This window comes from Roseateles sp. DB2 (genome assembly GCF_051857535.1).
Taxonomy (GTDB): Bacteria; Pseudomonadota; Gammaproteobacteria; order Burkholderiales; family Burkholderiaceae_C; genus Roseateles_B.
Map to the genome: position 1 here is coordinate 132147 of NZ_JBPZGY010000004.1, position 26244 is coordinate 158390.

The window sequence follows — 26244 nt, forward strand, 5'->3', positions numbered from 1 at the left end:
CCGCAGGCGCTATTTCGGGTATGCTGCGGCAAACGTTTGCCCTAGTGCAGTTTCGCGAGCGCCCAGCCCCTTAGCGGAATATCCGGCTGCCCGCCTTTTCCTTCCTGCCAAGACCTGCCTCACCGTGAGCACGATCAAAGACGTTGCTGCCCTTGCCGGGGTGTCCTTCACCACCGTTTCCCATGTCCTGAACGAAACGCGCCCGGTCAGTGCCGAGGCGCGGCGGCGCGTGCTGGCTGCGGTGGAGGAAATCGGCTATCTGCCCAGTGCAGTGGCCCGCTCCCTGCGCAAGAGCGAGACCCGCATCATCGGCGTGCTGGTGCCCAATGTGCAGAACCCCTTCTTCGCGGAGCTGGTGTGCGGGGTCGAGGAAACCTGCCGCCTGGCCGGGTACTCGGTCTTCCTCTGCAACTCCGACAACGACCCCAAGCGTCAGCAGCAATACATGCGTACTCTGCTGGAAAAGCGCATCGACGGCCTGCTGCTGTCCTCCGCAGGGGACGACGAAGCCCTGGCCCAGATATTCCAGATGGCCCGCGTCCCCTCCGTCACGGTGGACCGCCTGGTGCCGGGCGCCCGGGCTGACCGGGTGAGCGTCAACAACCGCGAGGGCGCGGCGGCGGCGGTGCGCCATCTGCTGGAGCTGGGGCATCGCGCCATCGGCTGCATCAGTGGCCCCGTGGAGTTTGAGGTGGCGCAGGAGCGCATCGCCGGCTGGCGCGAGACCCTGCAGGCTGCGGGCATCGAGCCCGCGCCGCACTGGCTCGTCCACAGTGATTTCAGCTCCCATGGCGGCTACGAAGCCGGCAAGCGCCTGTTGGAGACCGCACCCGAGCTGAGCGCCGTCTTCGCCAGCAACGACCTGATGGCCCTCGGCCTGATGCGGGCCTCGGCCGAGGCCTCGCGGCCGGTGCCGGCCAGCCTGTCCGTGGTGGGCTTCGATGACATCGAGCTCTCCGCCTATGCCTACCCCTCGCTGACTACCGTGGGCTGCTCCATCAAGGAGTTGGGGCGCGAGGCCGGGCGGGCCCTGCTGGCGCGCATCGAGCAACCGCAGGCCAGCCTGCGCGAGGTTCTGATGAAACCGCAGTTGGTGCGCCGCGAGAGCACCGCCGCGCCGGCCACTGCGGCGGCACCGTCATCTGCTGCAGGCAAGGTGGGCAAGTTGGGCAAGGGCGCTGCGGCCGGGAAGGCAGGAAAGAGCGCATGAGCACCGCGCGCGTCGTCGTCGTCGGCAGCATCAACATGGACATGGTGGCCCATGCGCGCCGCCTGCCGCGTCCGGGCGAGACCCTGCCGGGCGAGGACTTCCAGATGGCTCCTGGTGGCAAAGGCGCCAACCAGGCCGTGGCCGCGGCCCGGCTGGGCGCCTCGGTGAGCTTTGTCTCGCGTGTGGGGACGCGTGTCCATGGCCGCGCGCTGATCGCGGCCCTGCGTGCCGAGGGCGTGGACACCGCCCATGTCATCGAGGACGAGTCGGCGCTGCCGGGCATCGCCGTGATCATGGTCGGGCGAGAAGGCGGGGAGAACAGCATCGTCTACGTGCCCGGGAGCAATGCGCAGCTGGCGCCGGCCGATGTCCGGCTGGCCGCGGCGGCGCTGCAGCAGGCCCAGGTGCTGGTGGCACAGCTGGAGGTGCCGCAGCCCGCCATCCTCGAGGCCTTCCGCCTGGCGCGAGAGCGGGGCGTTCGCACCATCCTCAACGCGGCGCCGGCCCTGGCGGTCGATCCTGCTCTGCTGGCGCTCACCGACTGCCTGGTGCTCAACGAGACCGAAGCTGCCCAGCTCGCCGGGCTGCCTGATGCCGTGCAGTCCGCCGAGGCGCTGGCGCGTGCTGCCGCCAGCGCCTTGCGTGCCCAGGGCCTGTGCTGTCTGCTGATCACCCTCGGCGCGCAAGGCGTGCTGGTGGCCGACGAACACGGTCAGCGCCTGCTGCCTGCCCGGCGCGTGCAGGCGGTGGACACCGTCGGCGCCGGTGACACCTTCGTCGGCGGCGTCGCCACCGCCTGGGCCGAGGGGCAGCCGCTGGACGAGGCCGTGCGCCTGGGCCAGGCCGCCGCCGCCTTGGCTGTGAGCCGGGTGGGCGTGCAGAGCGCCATGCCGCGGCGCGAGGAACTGGGCCCTGAATTCGCGGCCCGCATCGCCTGAGGTCCGCATGAAGCAGCCTTTGCAGTCCCGGCCCGTGATCTTCGATACGGACCCGGGCATCGACGACGCCATGGCCCTGTGGATGCTGGCCCGCCATCCCGGGCTGGACCTGCGCGCCATCACCACCGTGCACGGCAACGCCCCGGTGGGGACCACTACCCGCAACGCCCTGGCCCTGGTCGATTTCTTCGGCCTGGACGTTCCGGTGGCTGCAGGCGCTGACGACGCCCTGCTGCCACGCACCGAGCGCTTCTTCCCCACCCAGGTCCACCACGAGGACGGCCTGGGCGGTGGGGCGCCTCTGCTGCCGGCCACCCGGCGTCAGGCGGACCCCCGGCCTGCCTGGCAATTGATCTGCGAGGAGGTCAACGGTGCCCCCGGCGAGATCACCCTCGTGGCCGTGGCCCCGCTGACCAACCTGGCCCTGGCCCTGCGCCATGACCCCGGCATCGCCCACAAGGTGCGCGAGGTCGTGCTCATGGGCGGCGCCTTCGGCCTGCACGGCCATGGCGGGAATGTCACGCCCGTGGCCGAGGCCAACATCATCAACGACCCCGAGGCGGCCGACCTCGTCTTCACCGCGCCTTGGCCCGTGGTGACGGTGGGACTGGACGTCACCCAGCAGGTGGTGATGCCCGAGGTGCTGCTGCAGTCACTGCAAGGCCGCCAGGGTCGCGTGGGCGACTTCTTCTGGCAGATCACCCGGCACTACCAGCGCTACTACGATGGCCGCGATGCCATCGGTGGTCTCTATGCGCACGATGCCAGCGCCGTCGTCTACTGCATTGCGCCGGAGGCCTTCCAGCTGCGCAGCGGCCCCGTCCGCGTGGCCCTGGAGGGCATTGCGCGCGGCCAGACCATCCAGGACCATCTGGGCCTGCACGACGAAAGCCCGGCTTCGCCGTGGCGCGGCTGTCCGGCCCAGCAGGTTTGCGTCGGCGTGGACGCGCAGCGCGTACGCCACGAATTCATGCAACTGTTCGAAGATTCATCCCAGGCCGCGGCAGCGGCCCCTTCCGGAGACACACGATGAGCCACACCACCCTTCTCAAGGCCCGCTGGATCCTGCCCATGACGCCGGGCTGCCAGGTGCTGGAGCAGCATGCCCTCGTCATCCAGGGCGAGCGCATTGCCGCCGTGCTGCCGCAGGCCCAGGCTGCGAGCGCCTACCCGGACGCCGAGCAGGTGGACCTGGGCCAGCATGTGCTGATCCCCGGCCTGATCAATGCCCACACCCACAGCGCCATGTCTCTGCTGCGCGGCGTGGCCGACGACCGTGCCCTGATGGACTGGCTGCAGAACCACATCTGGCCCCTGGAGAAGCAGTGGGTCAGCGACGACTGGGTCTACCAGGGCTCGCTGCTGTCCGCCGCCGAGGCCCTGCGCGGCGGCGTGACCTACCTGAACGACATGTACTTCTTCCCCAAGGCCATGGCGCGGGCGGCGGTGGATGCGGGCATCCGTGCCGGCGTGTCCATCAACGTGATCGACTTCCCCACCGGCTACGCCTCGGGCCCGGACGACTACATCGCCAAGGGCCTGGAGGCCTACGAGCAGTTCAAGGGCGAGTCGCTGCTGGACTGGACCAGTGCACCGCATGCACCCTACACGGTGTCCGACGAGACCTTTGTCAAGCTGCGCCAACTCTCCGAGCAGCACGGCCTGCAGATGCACTGCCACATCCACGAGACCCAGGATGAGATCGACGGCAGCATGAAACAGTTCGGCATGCGCCCCCTGGAGCGCCTGCACAAGCTGGGTCTGCTCAATGAGCGCATGATCGCCGTCCACATGGTCCACCTCAGCGAGGCCGAGATCGCGCTGATCGCAAGGCAGGGCACCCACCTCGTCCACAACCCCAGTTCCAACCTGAAGCTGGCCTCGGGCGTGGCGCCGGTGAAGGCCCTGGAGGCTGCAGGCGTCAATACGGTGCTGGGCACCGACGGCGCCGCCTCCAACAACCGGCAGGACATGTTCGCCGAGATCCGTGCCGCGGCCCTGCTGGCCAAGGGCGTGACGGGCGATCCGCTGACTGTCTCGGCTCGCACGGCTTTGGAAATGGCCACCATCCGCGCCGCCAAGGCCATGGGCCGCGAGGCGGACCTGGGCTCGCTGGAAGTGGGCAAGCTGGCCGACGTCGTGGCCGTGTCGCTGGACGCGCTGGAGTGCCGCCCCGTCTATCACGCCGATGCGCAGCTGGTCTATGTGGCTGGCCGCGAACATGTCTCCGACGTCTGGGTCAATGGCCGCCGGGTGCTCCAGCAGCGCCAGCTCACCACCATCGACGTGCCGGCCCTGCTGGATCGCAGCGAGGCCATCGTCACGCAGATGAAGGCTGGTCGCTGAGCGCCGCCTCCTGAGGCTCGCATGAGCAAGGCCCCGGGCTCCAGGAATGGAGCCCGGGGCCTCGTTCCTTCAGTCCGGGAGCCTGAAGGGGTCAGTCCTTGACATGGCAGGCCTTGGTGACGCCGCTTTGCGGATCACCGAACGTGCCGTTGCTGCAGCTCAGCGGAGCGTTGAAGTCCCGCACCGAGTACGCGCTGCTGGCCCCGTAGATCACCAGGTGGGCGCCGCTGACACTGCAGCTGCTGCCTTCGCTGGCGCAGGTGGTGTAGGTCTCGGCGCTGATGTAGCAGGCCTTGACCACGCCTGAGGCCGGGTCGCCGAAGGTGCTGTTGTTGCAGGCCACCGGGCCGTTGCTGACGCGCGAGGTGAATCGGTTGCCGGCGCCATAGACCACCAGGCGGCGGCCGGTGAAGCTGCAGGTGCCATTCTCGGAGGCGCAGGCCGTGAAGGCCGTGCTGCCCACATAGCAGCTCTTGCTCTTGCCCGGTGCAGGGTCCCCGAAGCTCGCGTTGTTGCAGGCCAGGCTGCCGTTGGCGAACTTGCGGAAGAAGGCGGGCTGGTAGCCGTAGCTCACCGCACGCACGCCGGTGAAGCTGCAGCTGCCGTTCTCATCGGCGCACTTGGTGCCGGCGTCCGAGGGCAGGGGAGGCAGGCAGGCCGCGCCGACGGTATTGAAGGCCCGGGTCACGTCCGCCACGTTGTAGCCGCGGTTGGCCGCCGATCGCTCCACGCCGCAGACACCGGCCGAGAAGTTGGTGGTGGCCGTCCAGTAGAGGTGGTTGGCATCCGCGAAGACCTCAAAGGCTTTGCGCGTGTTCCAGCCTGCGCTGCTGGCCAACAGGTAGAAGGCCTTGTTGTAGACGCCGCTGGAGTAGTGGACGTCCAGGCCGTCGTAGTACTGGCTGGTGTGGTCGATGGAGCGGCCATCCAGCGGCGGGTTGTTCATGTAGCGCAATGCTCCGGTGCCCTTCATGATGTCGTAGCCGACCTTGAAGTCATTGCTGCCGCGCATGTAGTACTCGGCGGCCTCGCCGGCCATGTCGGAGAAGGCCTCGTTGATGCCGCCGGACTGGCCGCTGTACTGCAGGTTGGAGTTCTGCTGCGTGTAGCCGTGGCTGACCTCGTGCGAGGTCACGTCCAGCGATACCAGCGGATAGAACCGGGTGGCGCCGTCGCCGAAGAACATGGCCTGGCCGTCCCAGAAGGCGTTCTCGTAGCCGCTGCCGTAGTGCACCTTCATCTGCAGCTTCTGCGTCAGGGGGCGCTGGCCCAGCCAATCCTGGTACATGGCGAAGACCACGCCGCCGAAGTAGTGCGCGTCATTGAGCGGCGAGTAGGCACCGTTGACCTGCTTGTACTCATTGCGCGGGCAGGTGAACTGGAAGGGCGTGCTGCCGTTGGTGCCGCCGTTGAGGTTGACGGTGGTGACGTTGGCGTTGTCCATCTGGCAGTTGGCGCTGACGTCCAGGTAGCCGTAGTTGACGCCGTACTCGTACTTGCCGGTCTTGAGGTTGCCTCCTGGGCCGGTGGCGTTGTTGGTGGTGAGACCATCCCACTGTTCCAGGATCTCGCCGCTGCGGGCGTCGATCAGGAAATGCGGCCGCGCCGGCTTGCTGCCGTGGAGCATGAAGGACAGGGCCCAGATCAGGCGGGCATGGCCGTGCTCGTCCAGCTTGATCCACAGCTGCGCATCTTCCTGCGAGGCGTGCAGCGTAGAGGTGGTGCGTCCTCGGGCCAGGGCGAGGGCGGTCTGTCGATCGAGGCTGGGGCGCACGTCGGGCAGGTCCTGCTCGATCCCGCGGACCAATTGCCCATGCAAGGCGTGGGCGGCGAGGTTCGTATCTTGCTGGCTGACGATGGCCTCGCCCCACAGCGGGATGCCCTGATGGCGCTGCTGGTAGCGGGTGACGATGCGGCCACTGGCATAGGTCTTGCTGCGCAGGGCCTGGAGATCCTGTGCAGTCAAGCCCAGCCGCTCATGGAGGGCGGCTGTGGCGCCCAGGGTCGCTGGAGCTGGGGGCCACTGGCTCAGGTCGACGCGCTGGGCGGCCCAGGCCGCCGAGGTGGCCGTCAGCAGTGCCATCACGGCAGCGCTGGCCTGCATGTGCAGGAGCAGGGACAGGGCAGGGCGCTGCGGCGCTGATCCGGCCAGGCGATGAGGCTTTTGCATGGGAGTTCCTTCCAGCCTCCAAGGCGCAGGAGGCAAGGCGGGACGCCCGGCTTGCGCCAAATAATAACGTCAAAAGAGAGCGTCCGTTGCCATTATTGGATGGCATTGAGGGCAGCCTATCCCGTACTCTGGCGACGCGCCGTGTCAGCTCTGACACTTGTCGGCCAGCCGGCCCATGGCGCGCGCCAGCTCAGGCGGCCAGCGCCACGCCGGATCCGCGGTCCCCTTGGCGCCTGACTGCGGCAGGGCAGGTCACTGGGGGAGGCGGGCGTCCGCGGGTTGAGCGCTAACGTTTGCGCGTTGATTTGACCCAGGTCCCGAGAGGAATCGAGGCCAAGCCTCGGTAAAATCCCGCGCTTCGAGCCGTCCGTCTGACTGGCGGATGCGCCCCAACCTCACGCGCCTCGGCGCGCAAGTCCAGCATCCATGGCATCCACCTCCAAGCACCTGACCCACTTCGAGGGCGGCAACGCTCTTTCCGCCTTCCGCGCCCAGGCCATGCTGCCGCAGCTGCAGGCCGTCAACGAGCGCATCACGGGCCTGGTCGCCCGCCATGTGCACTGGGTCTGGACGGATGCGGCAATGGACGCTGGCGTGCGGGACAAGCTGGCCGCGTTGCTGAGCTACGGCGAGGCCTATTCGGGCGGCGCGGATGGGCAGCTGGTGGTGGTGGCCCCGCGCCTGGGCACCGTCAGCCCCTGGGCCTCCAAGGCCACCGACATCGCCCACAACTGCGGCCTGGACATCCACCGCGTGGAGCGCGTCACCGAGTTCCGCATCACGCTCAAGTCGGGCCTGCTGGGCGGCACCAAGACCCTGAACGAGGCCGAGCTGCGCGCCTGCGCCGCGCTGCTGCACGACCGCATGACCGAGAGCGTGCTCTTCCGCCGCGAGGACTGCGCCCATCTCTTCGACGAAAAGACCGCTGAGGCCCTGGAGCATGTGGACGTGCTGGGCCGCGGCCGCGCCGCCCTGGACGAGGCCAACAGCCGCTTCGGCCTGGCCCTCTCGGACGACGAGATCGAGTACCTCGTCAATGCCTTCACGGCCGCGAAGCGCAACCCCAGCGACGTCGAGCTGATGATGTTCGCGCAGGCCAACTCCGAGCACTGCCGCCACAAGATCTTCAACGCGAAGTTCACCATTGACGGCGTGGAGCAGGACCTCAGCCTCTTCGGCATGATCCGCAACACCGAGAAGCTCTCGTCCCAGCACACGGTGATTGCCTACTCAGACAACGCCGCCGTGATGGAAGGCCACGAGATCGAGCGCTGGATCCCTGAGGGCTATGACGCCGCTCCGAAGTACCACGCCCGCGCCGAGACCTCGCACGTGCTGATGAAGGTCGAGACGCACAACCACCCGACCGCCATCTCGCCTTTCCCCGGTGCCTCGACGGGCGCCGGCGGTGAGATCCGTGACGAGGGCGCCACCGGCCGTGGTGCCAAGCCCAAGGCGGGCCTGGCCGGATTCTCCGTCTCCAACCTGCACCTGCCCGGCCTGGCCGAGCGCTGGGAGCAGGGCGGCGTGGGCAAGCCTGAGCACATCGCCAGCCCGCTGCAGATCATGATCGAGGGCCCCATCGGCGGCGCCGCTTTCAACAATGAGTTCGGCCGCCCCAACCTCGGCGGCTACTTCCGCGTCTATGAGCAGGAAGTCGACGGCGTGGTGCGTGGCTATCACAAGCCCATCATGATTGCCGGCGGCCTGGGCGCCATCCGCGCGGACCTGACCCGGAAGATCGAGTTCCCCGCCGGCACACTGCTGGTGCAGCTGGGCGGCCCGGGCATGCGCATCGGCATGGGCGGCGGTGCTGCCAGCTCCATGGCGGCGGGCACCAACACGGCCGACCTGGACTTCGACTCCGTCCAGCGCGGTAACCCCGAGATCGAGCGCCGGGCCCAGGAGGTGATCAACCACTGCTGGGGCCTGGCTGAGAAGAATCCCATCCTGGCCATTCATGACGTCGGCGCGGGCGGCATCTCCAATGCTTTCCCCGAGCTGGTCAATGATGCCGGCCGTGGCGCCATCTTCGACCTGCGCAAAGTGCCGCTGGAGGAGTCCGGCCTCGCGCCCAAGGAGATCTGGTGCAACGAGAGCCAGGAACGCTATGTGATGGCCATCGCGCCCGAGAGCCTGGACATGTTCAAGGCCATGTGCGAGCGCGAGCGCTGCCCCTTTGGCGTCGTCGGCGTGGTCACCGAGGCCCGTGAGCTGATCCTGGAGGACGGCCCCGGCGGCGAGCGAGCCATCGACATGCCCATGGACACGCTCCTGGGCAAGCCGCCCAAGATGCACCGCGAGGTGAGCCGCGTGCAGCGCAGCACGGCCGCGCTGGACCTGTCCCAGGCCACGTTGCAGCAGGCTGCCGTTGAGGTGCTGCGCCACCCGACTGTGGCCTCCAAGCGCTTCCTGATCACCATCGGCGACCGCACCGTGGGCGGCCTGAACCACCGCGATCAGATGGTCGGTCCCTGGCAGGTGCCGGTGGCCGATTGCGCCGTCACCCTGGCCGATTTCAAAGGCCTGCGCGGCGAGGCCATGAGCATGGGTGAGCGCACGCCGCTGGCCGCCGTCGATGCCCCCGCCTCGGGCCGCATGGCCGTGGCCGAGGCCATCACCAACCTGCTGGCCGCGCCGATCGAGCTCTCCCGCGTGAAGCTGTCCGCCAACTGGATGGCCGCCTGCGGCGAGGCCGGCGAGGACGCAGCCCTGTACGACACCGTCAAGGCCGTGGGCATGGAGCTTTGCCCGGCATTGGGCGTGTCCATTCCCGTGGGCAAGGACTCCCTGTCCATGCGCACCAAGTGGACGGCCGATGGCGAAACTCGCCAGGTCACCGCGCCCGTGTCGCTCATCGTCTCGGCCTTCGCCACGCTGCCCGATGTGCGCGGCACCCTGACCCCGCAGCTGCAAGCCGGCGATACCAGCCTGATCCTGGTCGACCTCGGCCAGGGCCAGCACCGCATGGGCGGCTCCATCCTGGCCCAGACGCTGCAGCAGTTCGGCGGTGCCGTGCCGGATGTGGACGACGCGGCCCAGCTCAAGGCCCTGGTCGCGGCCGTCAACGAGCTGCGCGGCCAGGGCCGCCTGCTGGCTTACCACGACCGCTCGGATGGCGGCCTGTGGGCGGCCGCCTGCGAGATGGCCTTCGCCGGCCACCTGGGCCTGAGCCTCAACGTGGACATGCTGATCACCGAGGGCGACGGTGTCTCTGACAGCCGTGCTGACGTGGGCGACTCCAAGAACTGGGCCAGCCAGGTCGGCGCCCGCCGCGAGGAGCTGGCACTCAAGGCCCTGTTCAACGAGGAACTGGGCGTGCTGCTGCAGGTGAAGACCGAGGAACGCGATGCCGTCCTGCAGGTGTTGCGCCAGCACGGCCTCTCCAAGCATTCGCACGTCATCGGCAAGCCCAATGACCGTGGCGTGGTCGAGGTCTGGCGTGACGCGAAGAAGGTCTTCGACGCCCCCCTGGAGATGCTGCACAAGGAATGGGACGGCGTCTCCTGGCAGATCGCCCGCCTGCGCGACAACCCCGCCTGCGCCGATGCCGAGCACGAGGCCGTGGGCCGCGCCGAAGACCCCGGCCGCCATGTGCACCTGAGCTTCGATCCCAGCGAGGACGTGGCCGCCCCCTTCATCGCCACCGGTGCCCGGCCCAGGCTGGCCATCCTGCGGGAGCAGGGCGTCAACTCGCATGTCGAGATGGCCTATGTGAACGCCCTGGCCGGCTTCGACACCTTCGACGTCCACATGAGCGACCTGCAGTCCGGCAAGGTCAGCCTGGAGCAGTTCAAGGGCTTCATCGCCTGCGGCGGCTTCTCCTATGGCGACACCCTGGGTGCCGGCGAGGGCTGGGCACGCTCAGTGATGTTCAACCCGGTGCTGGCCGAGCAGTTCCAGGCCTTCTTTGCCCGCTCCGACAGCTTCGCGCTGGGCGTGTGCAACGGCTGCCAGATGATGGCGGCGCTGGCGCCCATGATCCCCGGTGCTGAGGCCTGGCCCAAGTTCACCCGCAACCAGAGCGAGCAGTACGAGGCACGCCTGGCCATGGTGGAGCTGCTGGAATCGCCCAGCATCTTCTTCCAGGGCATGGCCGGCAGCCGCCTGCCGGTGGCCGTGGCCCACGGCGAGGGTTTTGCCAACTTCACCCAGCGGGGCAACGCCGCCCAGGTCGTGCGCGCTGCCCGCTTCGTGGACCATCACGGCCAGCCCACCGAGGCCTATCCCTTCAACCCCAACGGCAGCCCCGGGGGGCTGACCTCGGTGACCACCGCCGACGGCCGCTTCACGGTCATGATGCCGCACCCCGAGCGCGTCTTCCGCAATGTGCAGATGAGCTGGACGTCTGGTGATCTGGGTGCCCTGAGCCCCTGGACGCGCATGTTCCGCAACGCACGCCGCTGGCTGGGCTGAGCAGGGTGAGCTGCGCGCTGCCGCCTTCGACGCAGGAGGGCGGTGGCCGTTTGCCCGAGCTCCATCACTTCCGGGCTCTTGAGGCCATCCATCGCCTGGGCAGCCTGACGGCTGCGGCCCTGGAGCTGGGCATGGCCCAGCCCGCGCTGTCCAAGACGCTTGGCCAGCTGCGGCGCTACTACGGCGACGAACTCTTCATCCGCAGCAAACAGGGCATGCGGCCCACCCCCCTGGCACGCCGGCTGGCCGCCGACGTGCAGCAGCTGCTAGGGCTGGTCGAGGACCGGCTGCGCGCGCCATCGAGCTTCGATCCGGCGCGCTCCTCTCGAACCTTCCGCATCAGCTGCACGGAGGTCGGGGCCATCCACTTCATGCCGCGCCTGCTGGCCGCCGTTCGCGAGACGGCCCCCGGCGTGCGATGGGAAGTGGTGCCGCTGGCCGGGGAGGCCATGGGCAGCCTGCTGGCCAGTGGCGAGGTCGACCTGGTACTGGCGGCATACCAGGACCAGCGGCCGGGTCTGTGCTCGCAGGCGCTCTACAGCGTCGGACACTGCTGCCTCGTGCGTGAGGGTCATCCGCGCATCGGCGCGGCATTGAGCCTGGCGCAGTTCCGTGCCGAAAAACACATCGTCGCCGCCATCGGCGATGCCCAGCATGCCTACCGGCGCGTGGAGCAGGCCATCGTGCAGTCGGCTGGTGAGGGCGCCATCGGCCTGCGCGTGCATTCCCTGCTGACGGCCCCCTTCATCGTGGCGCAGTCGGACCATGTCTTCACGGCCACTGAGCAGATCGCGCAGCAGATGGCTCAGCTCCCGGGCTTGCGTCTGCTGCCATGCCCGCTGCCGCTGCCGCCCATCGTTGTCCATCAGTACTGGCACAGCCGCCAGGACCCGGATCCCGCGGTCGCTTGGCTGCGGACCCTGGTGGCCCGGCATTTCGCCCGCCCCATCCCCTAGGTCCATGCCGCCCAGGCATGAGTCACATGTTCCTGCGCGCATGTTGCTTGTGCGCCCGTGCGCCGGGCGTTGCAATGCGCGCACGACGGCAGTCGTACCTCAGGAGCGAGGGGACCCGCCGCCCCGGCTTGCAGGGGCAGTCCGGCCGATGTGACCAAGGCATCGCGCGGGATGCGGGCAAGGGAAGGGACAGTGGAGGCTGATCCTTCCGTGGACGGGCCCCGTGGCAGGCGCTGCGGGGCCCTGTTCTTTGACGCGCACGGGCAGGCACCAATGGGCGCCCGGCATGCAGGCGGAGGCAGCGGTGCTCACGCCAGGGTCAGGACGGGTGCGATCTTGGGCAAGGTGATCTCGAAGCGGCTGCCCTGCCCGGGCTCACTGTGCAGGCTGATGCTGCCGCCCAGGACGGTGCACACGAGGTTGTAGACGATGTTGAGGCCCAGACCCGTCCCGCCGCGCCCCATCTTGGTGGTGAAGAAGGGATCAAAGGCGCGGCGCCGCACTTCCTCGCTCATGCCCACGCCGTCGTCCTCCACGACCAGCAGGTAGTCGCTGTCTGAAAGGCTTTGCGCGCTGACCCTCACCCGGCCGGCCTCACGGCCCTCGAAGGCATGGACCAGGGCGTTGAGCAGGAGATTGCTCAGCACCTGGCCCAGGGGGCCGGGATAGCCCTCCAGCGGCCCGTCCAGTGCCAGCTGCGACTCCAGCAGATAGGGCGTGGTTTTCCAGCGGGCGCGCAGCAGGCTCATCACGTCGCCCACGACGGCCTCCAGCTCGTAGCGCCGCCTTTGCATGCTGGTCTGATCCACCGAGAGTTGCTTGAAATGGCTGACCAGCTCATTGGCCGTGTCCAGGCCACGCAGCAGGATGTCACATGCCTGGCCGGCTTCCTGCAGATAGCCCTCCAGCGAGGAGCGCCGCATCTGGCCGCTGTCGAACTCATGGCGGATTTCCTGGGTGCGTTCCTGCAGTGTCGAGGCCGTGGTGAGGCAGTTGCCCAGTGGCGTGTTCAGCTCGTGGGCCACGCCGGCCACCATGGAGCCCAGACCGGCCAGCTTCTCCGAGCGGAGCAGACCGTCCTGCGCATCCTTGAGGTTCTGGAGCGCGGCGCGCAGCTCCAGCGTGCGCTGCTGCACGCGGGATTCCAGCTCGGCATTGAGCTGCCGCAGCTCCGACTCAGCCGCGCGCTGGGCACTGATGTCTCGGGCCACGCCCAGGTAGCCAATGGCCTGGCCGTCCCGCCCGCGCACATGGCTGACACTGAGCGAGACCCAGAGCCGCCGGCCGTCCTTGCGGATGTAGCTCCATTCGCGCGTCTCGCTGCCCAGCTCGCGGGCCAGCAGGACGAAGGTCTCGAAGCCTTCGACAGTCGTGCCGCGCAGCCGGCTGAGCTCGGCACCACGCTGCAGGACCTCCTGCGGATCATGCAGGCAGGCCGGCGAACGCCCCAGCAACTCGGCCTCGGCATAGCCCAGCATGTGCTCCGCGCCGCGGTTGAACAGCAGAATATTGCCGACCATGTCCGTGGCGATGATGGCGACCTCCTGCGCGGCATCGAGCACGGCCTGCAGGCGGTCTCGCGCGGCGGTCAACTCCAGCTGCGAGCGCCGCAGTGCGGCCTCGGCTTCCTTGGCGTCCGTAACGTTGCGCCCGGTGCCCCGGTAGCCTTTGAAGCGGCCTTCGGCGTCAAAGAAGGGCACGCCGGAGATGCTCACATGCCGGATGCTGCCCTCGGGCGTACGCTGCGCGTATTCGAAGTCGCGGAAAGGCTCGCGGCGTGCCAACTGGGCCTTGTGCTGCTCCCAGTCGATGCCGGGCAGCAGGGCCGGAGAGTCCCAACGACGATGCCCCAGCACTGCGCTGCTCTGCACTTCCGTGGCTTCCTCGGCGATGCGCGAGATGTAGGTGAAGCACAGATGCTCGTCCTGCTCCCAGACCCAGTCCGAGGCCAGGGCTGCCATGCTGCGGAAGCGGGCCTGCGACTCCTCCAACTGCGCCCGCATCTGCTGGCCTTCGTGGATCTCGCGGGCGAGGGTCTCGTTGCGCTGCTGCAGCACCCGGCTCTGCCTCACAAGCAGGGCCAACAGCAGACTCAGAATGCCGCCGGCCGCGACGGCAGACAGCACCTCCGGCGACTTCCATCGGAAGGGCTGCTCCTGCCAGCCGTCCGCGGGCTGGGCGGCCAGCAGCCACTGTCCGCCAGGCACCTGCACCAACTGTTGCACCAGGGCCTGGGGTGGCAGCTTCAGGAGGGCTGACTGGCCCCAGATCAGCTTCCCGGCCTCCTTGCCGCCTTTGGACTCGGTCAGCAGCAGGCTGAGTTCCGGATGGGCGCCCAGACCCGCATCGGTCATGAAGCGGTCCAGGTCCGCCACAACGGACACCATGCCCCAATACCGGGATGGTGAGGGCGGCGGGGCGGGCAGGAAGACGGGATTGCGCAGGATCAGGCCTTGGCCGCCCTGCACCAGTTGCACCGGGCCCACCAGCAGCGCGGATCGGCTCTCTCGGGCCTGCTGCACCTGACGCCATTGGGCCGGCACGCTGCGGTAGTCCAGTCCCAGGGCCCGTTCGTTGCCGGGCAGCGGGTAAACCAGGCGCACCACGTCATCCGGTGCGATGGCGATGCTGCGCACCTGTGGATAGAGCTTGATTGCCTTGTCGGTCAGCAGGGCGAAACGGGCTTCGCTGATTGCACCGTCCAGCTGGATCATGGCCTCCAGGGACTGGCTGGGGGCAAAGGTGTTGCGGGCGACCAGCTCCAGGCGGCTGCGCAGCAACTCCAATTGCTCGGCCACCCGTTGCCGCTCCTGTTCGCTTGAATGCCGCGCATCCAGGCGCGCCAGCGTCGTGCAGACCAGCAGGCTCAGCAGCAGGCTCAGTGCCACCGGCCAGTAGCCGACGCCCAGGGCGATCCAGCCACGAAGGGAGCGGTGCTGCAGGGCCTCAGCCATGGGCCAGACCTTTCGGGCGCGCGTGATGTGATGCGGATGGCGGCATGCCGGGCTGCAGCAGAGGCTGGATCCGCTCCACGGTATCACAGCCCAGGCCGACCTGGCATCGCATCAACGTGAGGCCGTGGCGTTGTCGGCAGGTCCTCTGCAGCCCTGCTGCAGTCCTGCCACAGCCTTGGCCGGCACTCAATGCGCAGCCTTGGGCCTGGCCTTGTAGAACTGGATGGGCGCGGCCGGCAACTGTTGCAGCACGCTCTTCTTGATCTTGCCCACCACATGCATCTCGCAGGGCTTGCAGTCGAAGCGCAGGGTGAGCTTCTCCTTGCCGTTGATCAGCTGCATGGGCTCGGCCCGCACCGTGCCCTGCACGCCGGTCACGCCCTTGGCCTGCTTGGGGCATAGGGACAGGGAGTAGCGCACGCAGTGCTTGGTGATCATCAGGCTGACTTCGCCATGCTCCTCATGGCTCTCATAGGCAGCTTCGATCACACGCACGCCATGCCGCGCATAGAAGTCCCGGGCGGGATGGTTGAAGACATTGGCCAGGTAAGACAGGGTGTCTTCTGGATAGGGCACGGGTGGCTCTACCGGCCGGGCGCGTGGCAGGCGGGGCAGGGCGGCCAGGCGAGCGGCCTCCAGTTGCTCGACGGCTTCGCGGCGCAGGGCATTGAGCTGGCTCGCCGGCACGAACAGCGGGCGCGACCACAGCAGGTGCAGTTCGCGCGCCTCGAAGACCGTGGTACCCAACTTGGACAGCGCCTCGCGTGCACCGGCCTCGGCCCGCTCGGCCTGCTGCGCCGGCTGCTTGTCCAGGGGCAGCTCGACGTAGGCGGCATGGCCGTCCTCATCAGTGAGCTGCAGGGCGATGCCCTCGGGCGTCTCCATCAGGCTGAGGTCCAGCGCGATGCGGCGCTCGGCGGATTTCTTCTCCAGCACCCGGTCCCAGGCCATGTCGCGGTTGCGGGACAGGGCCACGCCGCGGCGCAGGTCCTTCAGCGTGTCCATGGCTTCATTGGGCTCGACGCGGTAGCGCCGTGCCTGCGCATCCAGGGCCGTGGCCACGTTGACGCGCAGGCCCACCAGCTCCTTCTGCAGGTCGAGGTAGGTGAGGGCGTCGCCGTTGTTGAGGGGGCTCACGCCCTGATCCAGCTCCAGCTCGAAGCCCTCGCCGTCGACCTTGCTGACCCAGCCCAGCGGCAGGCCGGCATGCTTGGGGGTGTCGAAGGCGCCAATGTCTTCCTTGCGCCCGGTGACGAAGTAGTCGGTGCTGCCGCGGTTGAAGCTGCGGTCGGGGTCCGGCGTGAAGAGGAGGCGGGTGAGGCCGCTGGAGGCACGGGCAAGGCCAGGGCGCTCCTCCAGGATCTCGTCCAGCAGGCGCCGGTAGTGGCCGGTGATGTTCTTCACATAGCCCATGTCCTTGTAGCGACCCTCGATCTTGAAGCTGCGCACGCCGGCGTCTATCAGGGCGCGCAGGTTGGCGCTCTGGTCATTGTCCTTCATGGACAGCACATGCTTCTGGTGGGCCACGATGCGGCCCTGGGTGTCGACCACCTCGTAGGGCAGGCGGCAGGCCTGGGAGCAGTCGCCGCGGTTGGCGCTGCGGCCGGTGTGGGCATGGCTGATGAAGCACTGGCCGCTGTAGGCCACGCAAAGGGCGCCGTGGATGAAGAACTCCAGCTGCGCGGTGCTGAGTGCATCAGCCATGGCGCGGATCTGCGGCAGGGTCAGCTCGCGGGCAGCCACGACCTGCGAGAAGCCGGCATCCTGCAGGAAGCGGGCCTTCTGCGGCGTGCGGATGTCGCATTGGGTGCTGGCATGCAGCTGGATGGGCGGCAGGTCGATCTGGGTCAGGCCCATGTCCTGCACGATGAGGGCGTCAGCGCCGGCCTCGTAGACCTGCCAGGCCATGCGGCGTGCGTCCTCCAGTTCGTCGTCCCGAAGGATGGTGTTGAGTGTGATGAAGATGCGCGAGCCGTAGCGATGGGCATGGCGCACCAGGCGTTCGATGTCCTGGATCTCGTTGCTGGCATTGTGGCGGGCGCCGAAGCCAGGGCCGCCGATGTAGACGGCGTCGGCGCCGTGATTGACGGCTTCGATGCCGATGTCGGCGGTCTTGGCGGGAGCCAGGAGTTCGAGGTGTTTGGGCGAGGCGCTCATGGCCTTGATTTTATCGGCGCCCTGGCGCTGTCGATCCGTCGCGCGGGCTGTCCATTCGTCCTTCGGGCCGGCCCAGGTCGCCAGGTGCTTGCCTAGACTCCGCCCATCCTGTCCTTTTCCTGGGGAGTGGCGGCATGAACGATCCTTCGGTGATTCTGCAGGCCCGCGGCCTGCGCAAGCGTTATGGGGCGAAGGAGGTGGTCCGTGGCATGGACCTGAGCCTGCGCCGTGGCGAGATCCTGGGCCTGCTGGGCCCCAATGGCGCGGGCAAGAGCACGACGGTGTCCATGATCGCGGGCCTGATCGCTGCGGATGGGGGCGACTGCCTGATCGACGGCCAGCCCGTGCGGGGCGACGCCGATCCGCGCAAGGGTCTGCTGGGCCTGGTGCCGCAGGAGCTGGCCCTGCACGAGACCCTGAGCGCCGCGACCAATCTGCGCGCCTTCGGGGCCTTGTATGGCCTGTCCGGCAAACCTCTGACCCAGCGCGTGGATGCGGCCCTGGACCTGGCTGGCCTGCGCGAGCGCGCCGGGGATGCGGTGGCCGAGTTCAGCGGCGGCATGAAGCGCCGCCTGCACATGGCCTGCGCGCTGTTGCATGACCCGGCCATCGTCATCCTGGACGAGCCCACGGTGGGCGTGGACCCACAGAGCCGCAACGCCATCTTCGATGCCCTGCTGGCTCTGCGGGATGCCGGCAAGGCCCTGCTCTACACCACACACTACATGGAGGAGGCCGAGCGCCTGTGCGAGCGGCTGCTCATCATGGACCACGGCCTGATCGTGGCAGCGGGCCGCACGCGGGAGCTGCTGGACGCGGCTGTGCTCGTGCCCATCGTCTGCCTGGAGCTGGACCGCCCGGCGCCCGAGCCCCTGCTGCAGGCCTTGCGCCAGTTGCCCGAGGTGAAGCCGCTGCCCGGCGAGGAGAGGCCGCAGCGGCTGCGCCTGGAGCTGGCCTCGCTGGACTGCCTGCCGGCGGTGCTGCAGCGGCTGTCGGGCCAGTCCGTGGGCTTGCGGGGCCTGCACACGGAGCGGCCCAGTCTGGAGCAGCTCTTCCTGTCCCTCACGGGGCGCCAACTGCGCGATTGAGCGAGAGATGACGATGATGCACGCATTGACGGCGCTGGTGCGGACCCAGCTGCAGCTGTACCTGAAGAACCGCAAGGCCCTGATCACCCATCTGCTGATGCCCGTCCTGATCGCTGCCTTTTTCGGCAGCCTTTTCGGCGGCAGCGGCGTCAAGGAAACGGCGCGGCTGAAGGTGGCCTGGGTCGATGAGGACGGCTCGGCGCTGAGTCAGCGCATCGGCGAACAGCTCCGGCAGGATGACAAGCTGGCCGTGCAGGTGATGACCCGCGCAGAGGCCGATGCCGCTGTCCGCAAGGGCGAACGCCGTGCGGCCCTGCTGCTGCCGGCCGGCTTCGGTGCCCAGGCTTCCCGCTGGTGGGACCGTCGCAGCCTGCCCGAGGTGCAGCTCTGGTACGACCCCAGCGAGGCCCTGTCGGCGCAGATGCTGGAGGGCCTTCTCGCACAGCACGCCATGCGGGAGACGCTGGCCCAGAGCTTCAAGACGGGGGCGGACGCAGGAGGGCTCGCGACCCTGGACTCCGACATCGAGGCAAGCGGCGTCTCACCCCTGCGACGCGAACAGCTCAAGGCCCTGGCCCGCGCTGTCGGTGAGCTGCAGACCCCACAGCCGGGCGAGTCCGCCGCTTCGGGCGCGACCTCGCCCGGCCAGGCGCTGAGCCTGCCGTACGCACTCATGACGCGGGCCCTCAGCGCCGGCCAGGCAGGCTACAACGGCTATGCGCACAGCTTCTCGGGCATGGGGGTGCAGTTCGTGCTGATGCTGGGCGTGGAGCTGGGCGTCGGCCTCCTGATGGCCCGGCGCAGCGGCATGTGGCAGCGCTTGCGCGCCGCCCCCTTGTCCAGAGGGCTGGTGCTGGGCAGCCATTTCCTGAGCATCTGGATCATCGCTTCCAGCGTGCTGCTGGTGGTGATGGTCGCGGGCATGGTCATGTTCGGCTTCCGCGTGCAAGGCAGCCTGCCGGGCTTTGCGCTGGTGGTGCTGGGCATGGGGGCCTTCACCGCAGGCTTTGGGCTGGCGCTGGCCGCCATGGGGGGCTCGCCGGAAGCCACCCGTGGCCTGGCCATCATGGCTTCCCTGGTGCTGGTGATGCTGGGGGGCGCCTGGGTGCCCAGCTTCGTCTTCCCGGCCTGGCTGCAGGACCTGACGCTCTGGGTGCCCTTGCGCTGGGCCGTCGATGGCCTGGACGCCATGACCTGGCGCGGTCAGGACCTGGGCGTGGCGCTGCTTGCGGCGGCGGTGCTGTTCGGCAGCGCCTTGCTGCTGGTTGGCCTCGCCATCTGGCGTTTCCGCTGGCGGGAGTGACATCGCCCCCTGACAGGCTGCCGGCGTCAGGAACGTGGCGCCCCGTGCTCGCCCTGGCCGGGCCACTGGCCGCCTTGTCCTGGCACTGGCAGTGAGGCTCGACCTGCGCAGTGCTGCCGTGGGGGCCTTCTGGACGGTCCAGCAGTGCTGCGTCAGCAGCGGGTGGCCGGACTCCGTGCGGTGCATGCTGCTGTCGAGTTCGACCGTCTGGTTGACCCCGGCCACCTCCGGTGCCTTGATCGTGCCGACGGGCTTGGGTCCCACGGCGCTGCTGGCGTTGGCGCGGGCGGCCAGATTTTCCGCCAGCAGAAGCGGACTCTCGGGGGGCAGTTGCTTCCCCTAGGACTCAGTCGCTGGACGCACCCAGCACCACGCTCTGCCTGCGTGTCTTGCCTTTGTTCCAGAGCGTGAGGCTGACCCGTTCGCCCACCTGGCGCTTTTCCAGCAGCGCCAGCATGTCGTCCAGGTCCTTGATGGGCTCCTCGTTGATCGCGGTGATCACATCGCCCTGCACGATACGGCCGTCACGGCCGCGATGAAAGCTCTGCAGGCCGCTGTCGGCGGCCGGGCTGCGTGGGCCAATGCTGATGATGGCCACGCCCCTGGGCAGGTTCAGAGCCTGGTGCAACTGGGCGGAACCGGCCGTCACGCCTATGGCTGGGCGTATGAATCTCCCATCCTTGATCAGCCGGGGCACCACGCGGTTGACCTCGTCCACGGGGATGGCGAAGCCTATGCCCGCGCTGGCGCCGCTGGGGCTGTAGATCTGCGTGTTGACCCCGATCAGCCGGCCCGCGGAGTCCAGCAGGGGGCCGCCCGAGTTGCCGGGGTTGATGGCTGCATCCGTCTGGATCACGCCCCGGATCGCCCGGCGGTTCACCGACTCGATCTCGCGGTTGAGTGCGGACACGATGCCCCGGGTCAGCGTCTGGTCCAGGCCGAAGGGGTTGCCGATGGCATAGACACCCTGGCCCACCTGCAGGTCGCGGCTCGTGCCTACGGGGATGGGCAGGAGCTTCTCGCGAGGCGCCTCGATGCGCAGCACGGCCAGGTCGCGGTCCGGGAAGGCGCCGACCAGGCGGGCGTTGAAGCTGCTCTGGTCCGCCAGGGTGACCCGGGCCGCATCGCCGCCCTGGATCACGTGGAAGTTGGTGACGACATGGCCCTGATCGTCCCAGATGAAGCCCGTGCCCGTGCCGCGGGGCACCTGCTCCACGTTGAGCGAGAAGAAATCCCGCTGCACGTCCAGGGTGGTGATGTGCACGACCGAGGGGGACACCCGCTTGAACACGCTGATGTTGTTCTGCTCCACGGCGTCCAAGGGGCCCCGCGGGGTGATGGGGCGTGGCTGGGCATGCGCCAGCGGCGCGGCCAGGAGGCAGAGGGTCAGCAGCATCGCCAGCGGAGCTGTGCGGCGGCGCAAGAGGGGCAAGCGAGACAGGGTGGGCATTCCGGGGTACGAGGGCCGTGTTCAGGTCCGAGAATGAGAGCAGGGTCTGATTATTCAAGACTTAGACTGCGCCCTTCGCCTGCCCTCTTGCCCATGAGCCTCAGCCTTCCTTCCCTGCCTGACCGCGACGATCGCCTTGATGCCCTGCGCGGGCTGGCCATGGTCTGGATGACGGTCTTCCACTTCAGCTTCGACCTCCAGCATTACGGCTTTTTCCGAGCCGACTTCTACGGCGATCCCTTCTGGACCTGGCAGCGCAGCGGCATCGTGAGCCTCTTCCTCCTGTGTGCCGGCATGGGCCAGGCGGTGGCGCTGGCTCAGGGCCAGGGCTGGCCGCGCTTCTGGCGTCGCTGGCGGCAGGTCGCGGGCTGCGCGCTGCTGGTGAGCGTGGGCTCCTGGTTCATGTTTCCGCGCTCCTTCATCAGCTTCGGCGTGCTGCATGGCATGGCGCTGATGCTCCTTCTGCTGCGCTGGGGGCTGCCGCGCCTGGGGCAGGCCGCCTTGCTGACCCTGGCCCTGGTCTGTGTGCTGCTGCCGGCCTTGGTCCAGCACCCCTTCTTTGACACGCGCTGGACCAACTGGCTGGGCCTGGTGACCCATAAGCCGGTGACCGAAGACTACGTCCCTGTGCTGCCCTGGCTGGGCATGATGCTGCTGGGTGCGGCCTTGGCGCGCTGGCTGGCTCCGCGTCTGCCGCCGCCGCGCCCCGGCGGGCCGCTGCGGCGCGGCCTGGCCCTGCTGGGGCGCTGGAGTCTCAGCTACTACATGCTGCACCAGCCGGTGCTGATCGGCGGCCTGATGCTGTGGCAGGCGACAATGCGGGCATGAGTGCCAAACACATCCTCTTCGGCTTCCATGCCGTCACCGTGCGGTTGAAGACCGCGCCCCAGTCCATCAGCGAGATCCATTTCGAGGGCTCGCGCCGTGACCAGCGCATGCGCCAGTTCCTCGAACGCGCCCGTGAGGCCGGTGCCAAGCTGGTGGAAAGTGACGGCGACCGCCTGGCCGCGCTGGCCGGCAACAGCCGTCACCAGGGTGTCGTCGCGCGCTGCACGGCGGTGGCCCAGCAGCATTCGCTGGACGATGTGCTGGACGGCGTGGAAGGTGCGCCCCTGGTGCTGGTGCTGGATGGCGTCACCGATCCTCACAATCTCGGCGCCTGCCTGCGCGTGGCCGATGGCGCGGGGGCCCATGCCGTGGTGGCGCCCAAGGACCATGCGGTGGGCCTCAACGCCACGGTGGCCAAGGTGGCCAGCGGTGCCGCGGAGACCGTGCCCTACCTGATGGTGACCAATCTGGCGCGCACGCTCAACGAACTCAAGGAACGCAATATCTGGGTGATCGGCACCTCGGACCAGGCAGAAAAGTCCATCTATGACCTGGATCTCCAGGGGCCTGTTGCCCTGGTGCTGGGTGCCGAAGGCGAAGGCATGCGCCAGCTGACGGCCAAGACCTGCGACGAGCTGGTGCGCATCCCCATGCAAGGCGCGGTGGAAAGCCTCAACGTTTCGGTTGCGGCAGGGGTGTGCCTCTACGAAGCCCTGCGCCAGCGCCAGGCTGGCTCGCGATAATCCAGCCCATCAACGATTCACGAGAAGCAAAAGCACCATGGCTGTCATTGAAGTCCGTCACCCCCTGGTCCAGCACAAGATCGGCCTCATGCGCGAGGCCGACATCTCCACCAAGAAGTTCCGCGAGCTGACCGGCGAAGTCGCCCGGCTGCTGGCCTACGAGGCCACGGCCGACTTTCCCCTGGAGAAGACCACCCTGAACTGCTGGAGCGGCCCGACCGAGGTCGAGCAGATCGCCGGCAAGAAGGTCACGGTGGTGCCCATCCTGCGCGCGGGCCTGGGCATGCTGGATGGTGTGCTGGACATGATCCCCAATGCCAAGATCAGCGTGGTGGGCCTGGCCCGCGACCACGAGACCCTGCAACCGGTGCACTACTTCGAGAAGTTCGTCGGCCACCTGGCAGAGCGCACGGCTCTGGTGGTGGATCCCATGCTGGCCACCGCCGGCTCCATGATCGCCACCATTGACCTGCTCAAGCGCCGCGGCTGCAAGGACATCCGCGCCCTGGTGCTGGTCGCCGCGCCCGAGGGCGTGGCCGCGCTGACGAAGGCGCATCCGGACGTGCGCTGCTGGACCGCCGCCGTGGACAGCCATCTCAACGAGAACGGCTACATCATCCCCGGCCTGGGTGATGCCGGCGACAAGATCTTCGGCACCAAGGAAGGCTGAAGGTCTGCTTCACCATGAGCAAGGGCGCCCGAGGGCGCCCTTTTTGCTGTCCGGGAAGGCCTGAACCTCCCGGTCATGCAGGGGGTCAGGCCTTGCGCTGGCGACGTGCCAGGCCGGCCACGCCCAGGCCCAGGCCGATCAGGGCCAGGGAGGCGGGCTCGGGCACGGCGCTGGCAGCAGCGCTGTACTCGACCACATAGCCATTGCGCTGGCCGGGATTGGCCGGGCCGCCGTGGTCGTTCCACAGGCCGAAACCGGCCCAGTTGATGTGCACGTAGTCTTCACCGCCGCAGCAGTTGTTGGGCTCGCCGGGGGCCCAGCTCGTGAAGGTGAAGTCCTGGCCGGCTTCGGGGCCCACGCGCCAGGTCCAGTGGTTCACGGCATCGCCGCGGTCCGAGCCGCCGATCCAGGCCAGTTGGCCGCCTGCGGTGGTGGCGACGAAGGTGTTTTCATCCTTGCTGGTGATGGTGGTCAGGTAGCCGTTCATGCCCAGGTAGCTCTTGGCGGCGGCCAGGGTGAAGGCTTGCTCGGCCGTCACGGCGTCGGCGAAGTACTCGTAGTAGTGACCGTTGGCGGCGTTGTAGACCGGGGCGGCATGGGCAGCGCCGGCAGCAACCAGGGCGAGGGCAAGAGCCAGTTTTTTCATGATGTGGGTGGATGTGAAGAAGGGACGCCGAAGTATCGCAATCGTCCCGCCACCGAACATCCCACATTGAAGGGGGTTAGCGCATCCACAGGGCGCCCACAAGGCCCCCCAGCAACACCATCCAGACCACCGACAGTCGCGTTCTCAGGGTTAGCAGCAGGGTGATGGCCACCAGGAGCACGGTCGGCAGTTGGCGTTCGGCCTGCTGGAGATAGGGGGCGGCCAGCAGCCAACCCGTGGCGATGATCAGCCCCAGCGTCAGCGGCTGCAGGCCCAGCGTGAAGGAGCGCACCAGGCGGTCTTCCTGGTGGGCTCGTGCCCAGCGGGTGGCCACCATCACCAGGGTTGTGGAGGGCAGCATGATGCCGCCCATGGCCGCCAGCGCGCCGGGCAGGCCGGCGACCTGGTAGCCCAGCACCGCGACGAAGAGGATGTTGGGCCCCGGCGCGGCCTGCGCCAGGGCGATGGACTGGGTGAAGGTCTCGTCGCTGAGCCAGCCGCGGTCGCCCACCAGGTAGCGGTGCATCTCCGGCGCGGTCGTGATGGCGCCGCCTATGGCCAGCAGTGACAGGGCTAGGAAATGGAGGAACAGGTCCAGCAGCATGTCAGTCCTGCGGCGGCCCCAGCCGGGCATAGACCAGGGCCATGCCCAGTCCGCCCAGTCCCAGCACGATCCAGATCAGGGGCCAGCGCAGCAGGGCGATGGCCAGGAAGGCCAGGGCCGCAAAACCCAGGGCGGCCGGGCGCTTGAGCGGATGCTGCCTGAGCGTGCCCAGCAGCTTGACGCCCGTGGCCAGGATCAGGCCCGCCGAGACAGCCCCCATGCCGCGCAAGGCGCCCTGGACCGCGGGCTCGTGCAGCCACTGTCCGGCCAGGGCGGTCAGGCCCAGCACGATCAGGCAGGGTACGGTGAACATGCCCATCAGCGAGGCAAAGGCGCCGCGCAGGCCGAAGAAGCGGTCGCCAATCATCAGGGAGATGTTGACCACATTGGGCCCCGGCATGACCTGGGCCACGGCCAGCATCTCGACGAACTCCTGCTTGCTGAGCCAGCCCAGGCGCTCGACCAGCTCCCGCTGCGCCACGGCCAGCACGCCTCCGAAACCCTGCAGGGCGAGGCGGTTGAAGGCAAGGAACAAGTCCCTGGGGCCGGCTGGGGCCGGGCGCTGGCCCGCGTCCATCAGCGCAGCGCCTTCAGTGCATCGGGATTGACGATGTTGCTGGCTTCACCGCGGACGAAGTTCAGCACATTGTCGAAGGCGGCGTCGAAGTAGAGCTCATAGCTGTCCTGCTCCACATAGCCGATGTGCGGCGTGCACACGGCGTTCTCCAGGCGCAGCAGGGGGTGGCCCTGGAGGATGGGTTCGCTCTCGAAGACATCGATGGCGGCCATGCCGGGCCGTCCGCGGTTGAGGGCGGAGACCAGGGCACCTTCGCTCAGCAACTCGGCGCGCGAGGTGTTGACGAAAAGCGCCGTGGGCTTCATGCGGTTCAGGTCGTCCAGGCTGACCATGCCGCGGGTGCGCTCGCTCAAGCGCAGGTGCAGGCTCAGCACGTCGCAGTGGGCGAAGAAGGCTTCACGGCTCTCGGCGGCGGCATGCCCGTCCGCCAGGGCCCGCGCTCGGCTCTGCTCGCTGCCCCAGATCATCACCTGCATGCCAAAGGCGCGGCCATAGCCTGCCACCAGCTGACCGATCTTGCCGTAGCCCCAAATACCCAGTGTCTTGCCACGCAACAGCATGCCCACGCCGAAATTGGGTGGCATGGATGCGGCCTTCAGTCCCGACTGCTGCCAGGCGCCGTGCTTGAGATTGCCGATGTACTGCGGCAGCCGGCGCATGGAAGCCATGATCAGCGCCCAGGTCAGCTCTGCCGGGGCGATGGGGGACCCCACGCCTTCCGCGACGGCAATGCCCAGCCGGGTGCAGGCCTCGACGTCGATGTGGGAGCCCACGCGCCCGGTCTGGGCGATCAGCTTGAGCTTGGGCAGCTTTTCCAGCAGTTGGCGCGGGAAATGGGTGCGCTCGCGGATCAACACCAGCACCTCGGCATCCCGCAGGCGCACGGACAGTTGACCGATGCCTTTCACCGTATTGGTGAAGACCTTGGCGTTGAAGGGGTCCAGCTTGCTGGCGCAGCGCAGCTTGCGCACAGCGTCCTGATAGTCGTCGAGAATGATGATATTCATGGCATGCTCGTGGCATTGTGCCTTCTAAATCAACGCATTGGGCATGAGACTGCGAGCAATTCATTAGATTTTTGGCCGCCCGCCGCGCACCGTGATGCAGGTCATGGATCACGCCGTGATGGCGGGTGAATACCGCTCAATTGGCGGGATCGATTCCGAGGGCTCTCCCTAAGATGGCCGG

19 protein-coding genes are annotated in these 26244 nt (G+C 68.2%); 11 read left to right on the forward strand and 8 right to left on the reverse strand.

Going from position 1 to position 26244, the window contains the following annotated elements; all coding sequences use genetic code 11:
- The first annotated feature begins 124 nt into the window (after positions 1 to 124).
- From ACS5PK_RS07975 to ACS5PK_RS07990, 4 genes are read left to right on the forward strand one after another with little or no spacing between them, the layout of a single operon-like run.
- The gene (locus ACS5PK_RS07975; RefSeq protein ID WP_439439702.1) at positions 125 to 1210 is read left to right on the forward strand and encodes a LacI family DNA-binding transcriptional regulator; all 1086 of its coding nucleotides are present in this window, start codon (positions 125 to 127) and stop codon (positions 1208 to 1210) included.
- The gene (gene rbsK / locus ACS5PK_RS07980) at positions 1207 to 2148 is read left to right on the forward strand and encodes a ribokinase (protein ID WP_439439703.1); all 942 of its coding nucleotides are present in this window, start codon (positions 1207 to 1209) and stop codon (positions 2146 to 2148) included. The genes ACS5PK_RS07975 and rbsK overlap by 4 nt, the downstream gene beginning before the upstream one ends.
- 7 nt (positions 2149 to 2155) lie before the next feature.
- Positions 2156 to 3181: a nucleoside hydrolase gene (locus tag ACS5PK_RS07985; RefSeq protein ID WP_439439704.1), complete on the forward strand. Its 1026-nt coding sequence runs from the start codon at positions 2156 to 2158 to the stop codon at positions 3179 to 3181.
- Positions 3178 to 4494: a TRZ/ATZ family hydrolase gene (locus tag ACS5PK_RS07990; RefSeq protein ID WP_439439705.1), complete on the forward strand. Its 1317-nt coding sequence runs from the start codon at positions 3178 to 3180 to the stop codon at positions 4492 to 4494. The genes ACS5PK_RS07985 and ACS5PK_RS07990 overlap by 4 nt, the downstream gene beginning before the upstream one ends.
- Before the next feature lie 91 nt (positions 4495 to 4585).
- On the opposite strand, the gene ACS5PK_RS07995 is transcribed toward ACS5PK_RS07990, so the two are convergent.
- Positions 4586 to 6664 (reverse strand): M4 family metallopeptidase, encoded by a 2079-nt coding sequence (locus ACS5PK_RS07995; RefSeq protein WP_439439706.1) that lies wholly within the window; start codon positions 6662 to 6664, stop codon positions 4586 to 4588.
- Between the two features lie 426 nt (positions 6665 to 7090).
- Between ACS5PK_RS07995 and purL the strand changes: the two genes are divergently transcribed.
- The gene (gene purL / locus ACS5PK_RS08000) at positions 7091 to 11080 is read left to right on the forward strand and encodes a phosphoribosylformylglycinamidine synthase (protein ID WP_439439707.1); all 3990 of its coding nucleotides are present in this window, start codon (positions 7091 to 7093) and stop codon (positions 11078 to 11080) included.
- Positions 11081 to 11130: 50 nt separating this feature from the next.
- Entirely contained in the window at positions 11131 to 12036 is a 906-nt protein-coding gene (locus ACS5PK_RS08005) for a LysR family transcriptional regulator (RefSeq protein WP_439439708.1), read from the forward strand.
- Positions 12037 to 12344: 308 nt separating this feature from the next.
- On the opposite strand, the gene ACS5PK_RS08010 is transcribed toward ACS5PK_RS08005, so the two are convergent.
- Positions 12345 to 14990, reverse strand: coding sequence for a PAS domain S-box protein (locus ACS5PK_RS08010; RefSeq protein WP_439439709.1), 2646 nt, complete (start codon positions 14988 to 14990; stop codon positions 12345 to 12347).
- A gap of 186 nt (positions 14991 to 15176) precedes the next feature.
- Positions 15177 to 17147: a peptidase U32 family protein gene (locus ACS5PK_RS08015; protein ID WP_439439710.1), complete on the reverse strand. Its 1971-nt coding sequence runs from the start codon at positions 17145 to 17147 to the stop codon at positions 15177 to 15179.
- A 134-nt stretch (positions 17148 to 17281) separates the two neighbouring features.
- Between ACS5PK_RS08015 and ACS5PK_RS08020 the strand changes: the two genes are divergently transcribed.
- Both ACS5PK_RS08020 and ACS5PK_RS08025 read left to right on the forward strand, forming a co-directional pair.
- Positions 17282 to 18235 (forward strand): ABC transporter ATP-binding protein, encoded by a 954-nt coding sequence (locus ACS5PK_RS08020; protein ID WP_439439711.1) that lies wholly within the window; start codon positions 17282 to 17284, stop codon positions 18233 to 18235.
- Between the two features lie 7 nt (positions 18236 to 18242).
- Entirely contained in the window at positions 18243 to 19538 is a 1296-nt protein-coding gene (locus tag ACS5PK_RS08025) for an ABC transporter permease (protein WP_439439712.1), read from the forward strand.
- Positions 19539 to 19884: 346 nt separating this feature from the next.
- On the opposite strand, the gene ACS5PK_RS08030 is transcribed toward ACS5PK_RS08025, so the two are convergent.
- On the reverse strand, positions 19885 to 20934 hold the full coding sequence (locus ACS5PK_RS08030; protein ID WP_439439713.1) for a S1C family serine protease: 1050 nt from the start codon (positions 20932 to 20934) through the stop codon (positions 19885 to 19887).
- A 147-nt stretch (positions 20935 to 21081) separates the two neighbouring features.
- Here ACS5PK_RS08030 and ACS5PK_RS08035 point away from each other — a divergent pair, with 147 nt between their 5' ends.
- Genes ACS5PK_RS08035 through upp form a run of 3 tightly spaced genes read left to right on the forward strand, consistent with a single transcriptional unit; the run spans position 21082 to position 23229 of the window.
- Positions 21082 to 21816: a DUF1624 domain-containing protein gene (locus tag ACS5PK_RS08035; RefSeq protein ID WP_439439714.1), complete on the forward strand. Its 735-nt coding sequence runs from the start codon at positions 21082 to 21084 to the stop codon at positions 21814 to 21816.
- A complete protein-coding gene (gene rlmB, locus ACS5PK_RS08040; RefSeq protein ID WP_439439715.1) occupies positions 21813 to 22559 on the forward strand; it encodes a 23S rRNA (guanosine(2251)-2'-O)-methyltransferase RlmB in 747 nt (248 codons plus the stop codon). The genes ACS5PK_RS08035 and rlmB overlap by 4 nt, the downstream gene beginning before the upstream one ends.
- A 37-nt stretch (positions 22560 to 22596) precedes the next feature.
- Positions 22597 to 23229, forward strand: a complete 633-nt coding sequence (gene upp / locus ACS5PK_RS08045; RefSeq protein WP_439439716.1) for a uracil phosphoribosyltransferase — start codon at positions 22597 to 22599, stop codon at positions 23227 to 23229.
- Positions 23230 to 23314: 85 nt separating this feature from the next.
- Here the strand turns inward: upp and ACS5PK_RS08050 are convergent, their stop codons facing one another.
- The 4 genes from ACS5PK_RS08050 to ACS5PK_RS08065 all read right to left on the reverse strand — a co-directional run bounded on the left by ACS5PK_RS08050 (position 23315) and on the right by ACS5PK_RS08065 (position 26063).
- Complete coding sequence (locus ACS5PK_RS08050) at positions 23315 to 23875, reverse strand: PEP-CTERM sorting domain-containing protein (protein WP_439439717.1); 561 nt, start codon at positions 23873 to 23875, stop codon at positions 23315 to 23317.
- A 76-nt stretch (positions 23876 to 23951) separates the two neighbouring features.
- On the reverse strand, positions 23952 to 24479 hold the full coding sequence (locus ACS5PK_RS08055; protein WP_439439718.1) for a chromate transporter: 528 nt from the start codon (positions 24477 to 24479) through the stop codon (positions 23952 to 23954).
- Position 24480: 1 nt separating this feature from the next.
- Positions 24481 to 25056 (reverse strand): chromate transporter, encoded by a 576-nt coding sequence (locus tag ACS5PK_RS08060; protein ID WP_439439719.1) that lies wholly within the window; start codon positions 25054 to 25056, stop codon positions 24481 to 24483.
- Positions 25056 to 26063 carry a D-2-hydroxyacid dehydrogenase family protein gene (locus ACS5PK_RS08065; RefSeq protein ID WP_439439720.1) on the reverse strand — a complete coding sequence of 336 codons (1008 nt, stop codon included), beginning with the start codon at positions 26061 to 26063 and terminating at the stop codon, positions 25056 to 25058. Before ACS5PK_RS08065 ends, ACS5PK_RS08060 begins: the two co-directional genes overlap by 1 nt.
- Positions 26064 to 26244 lie beyond the last annotated feature (181 nt).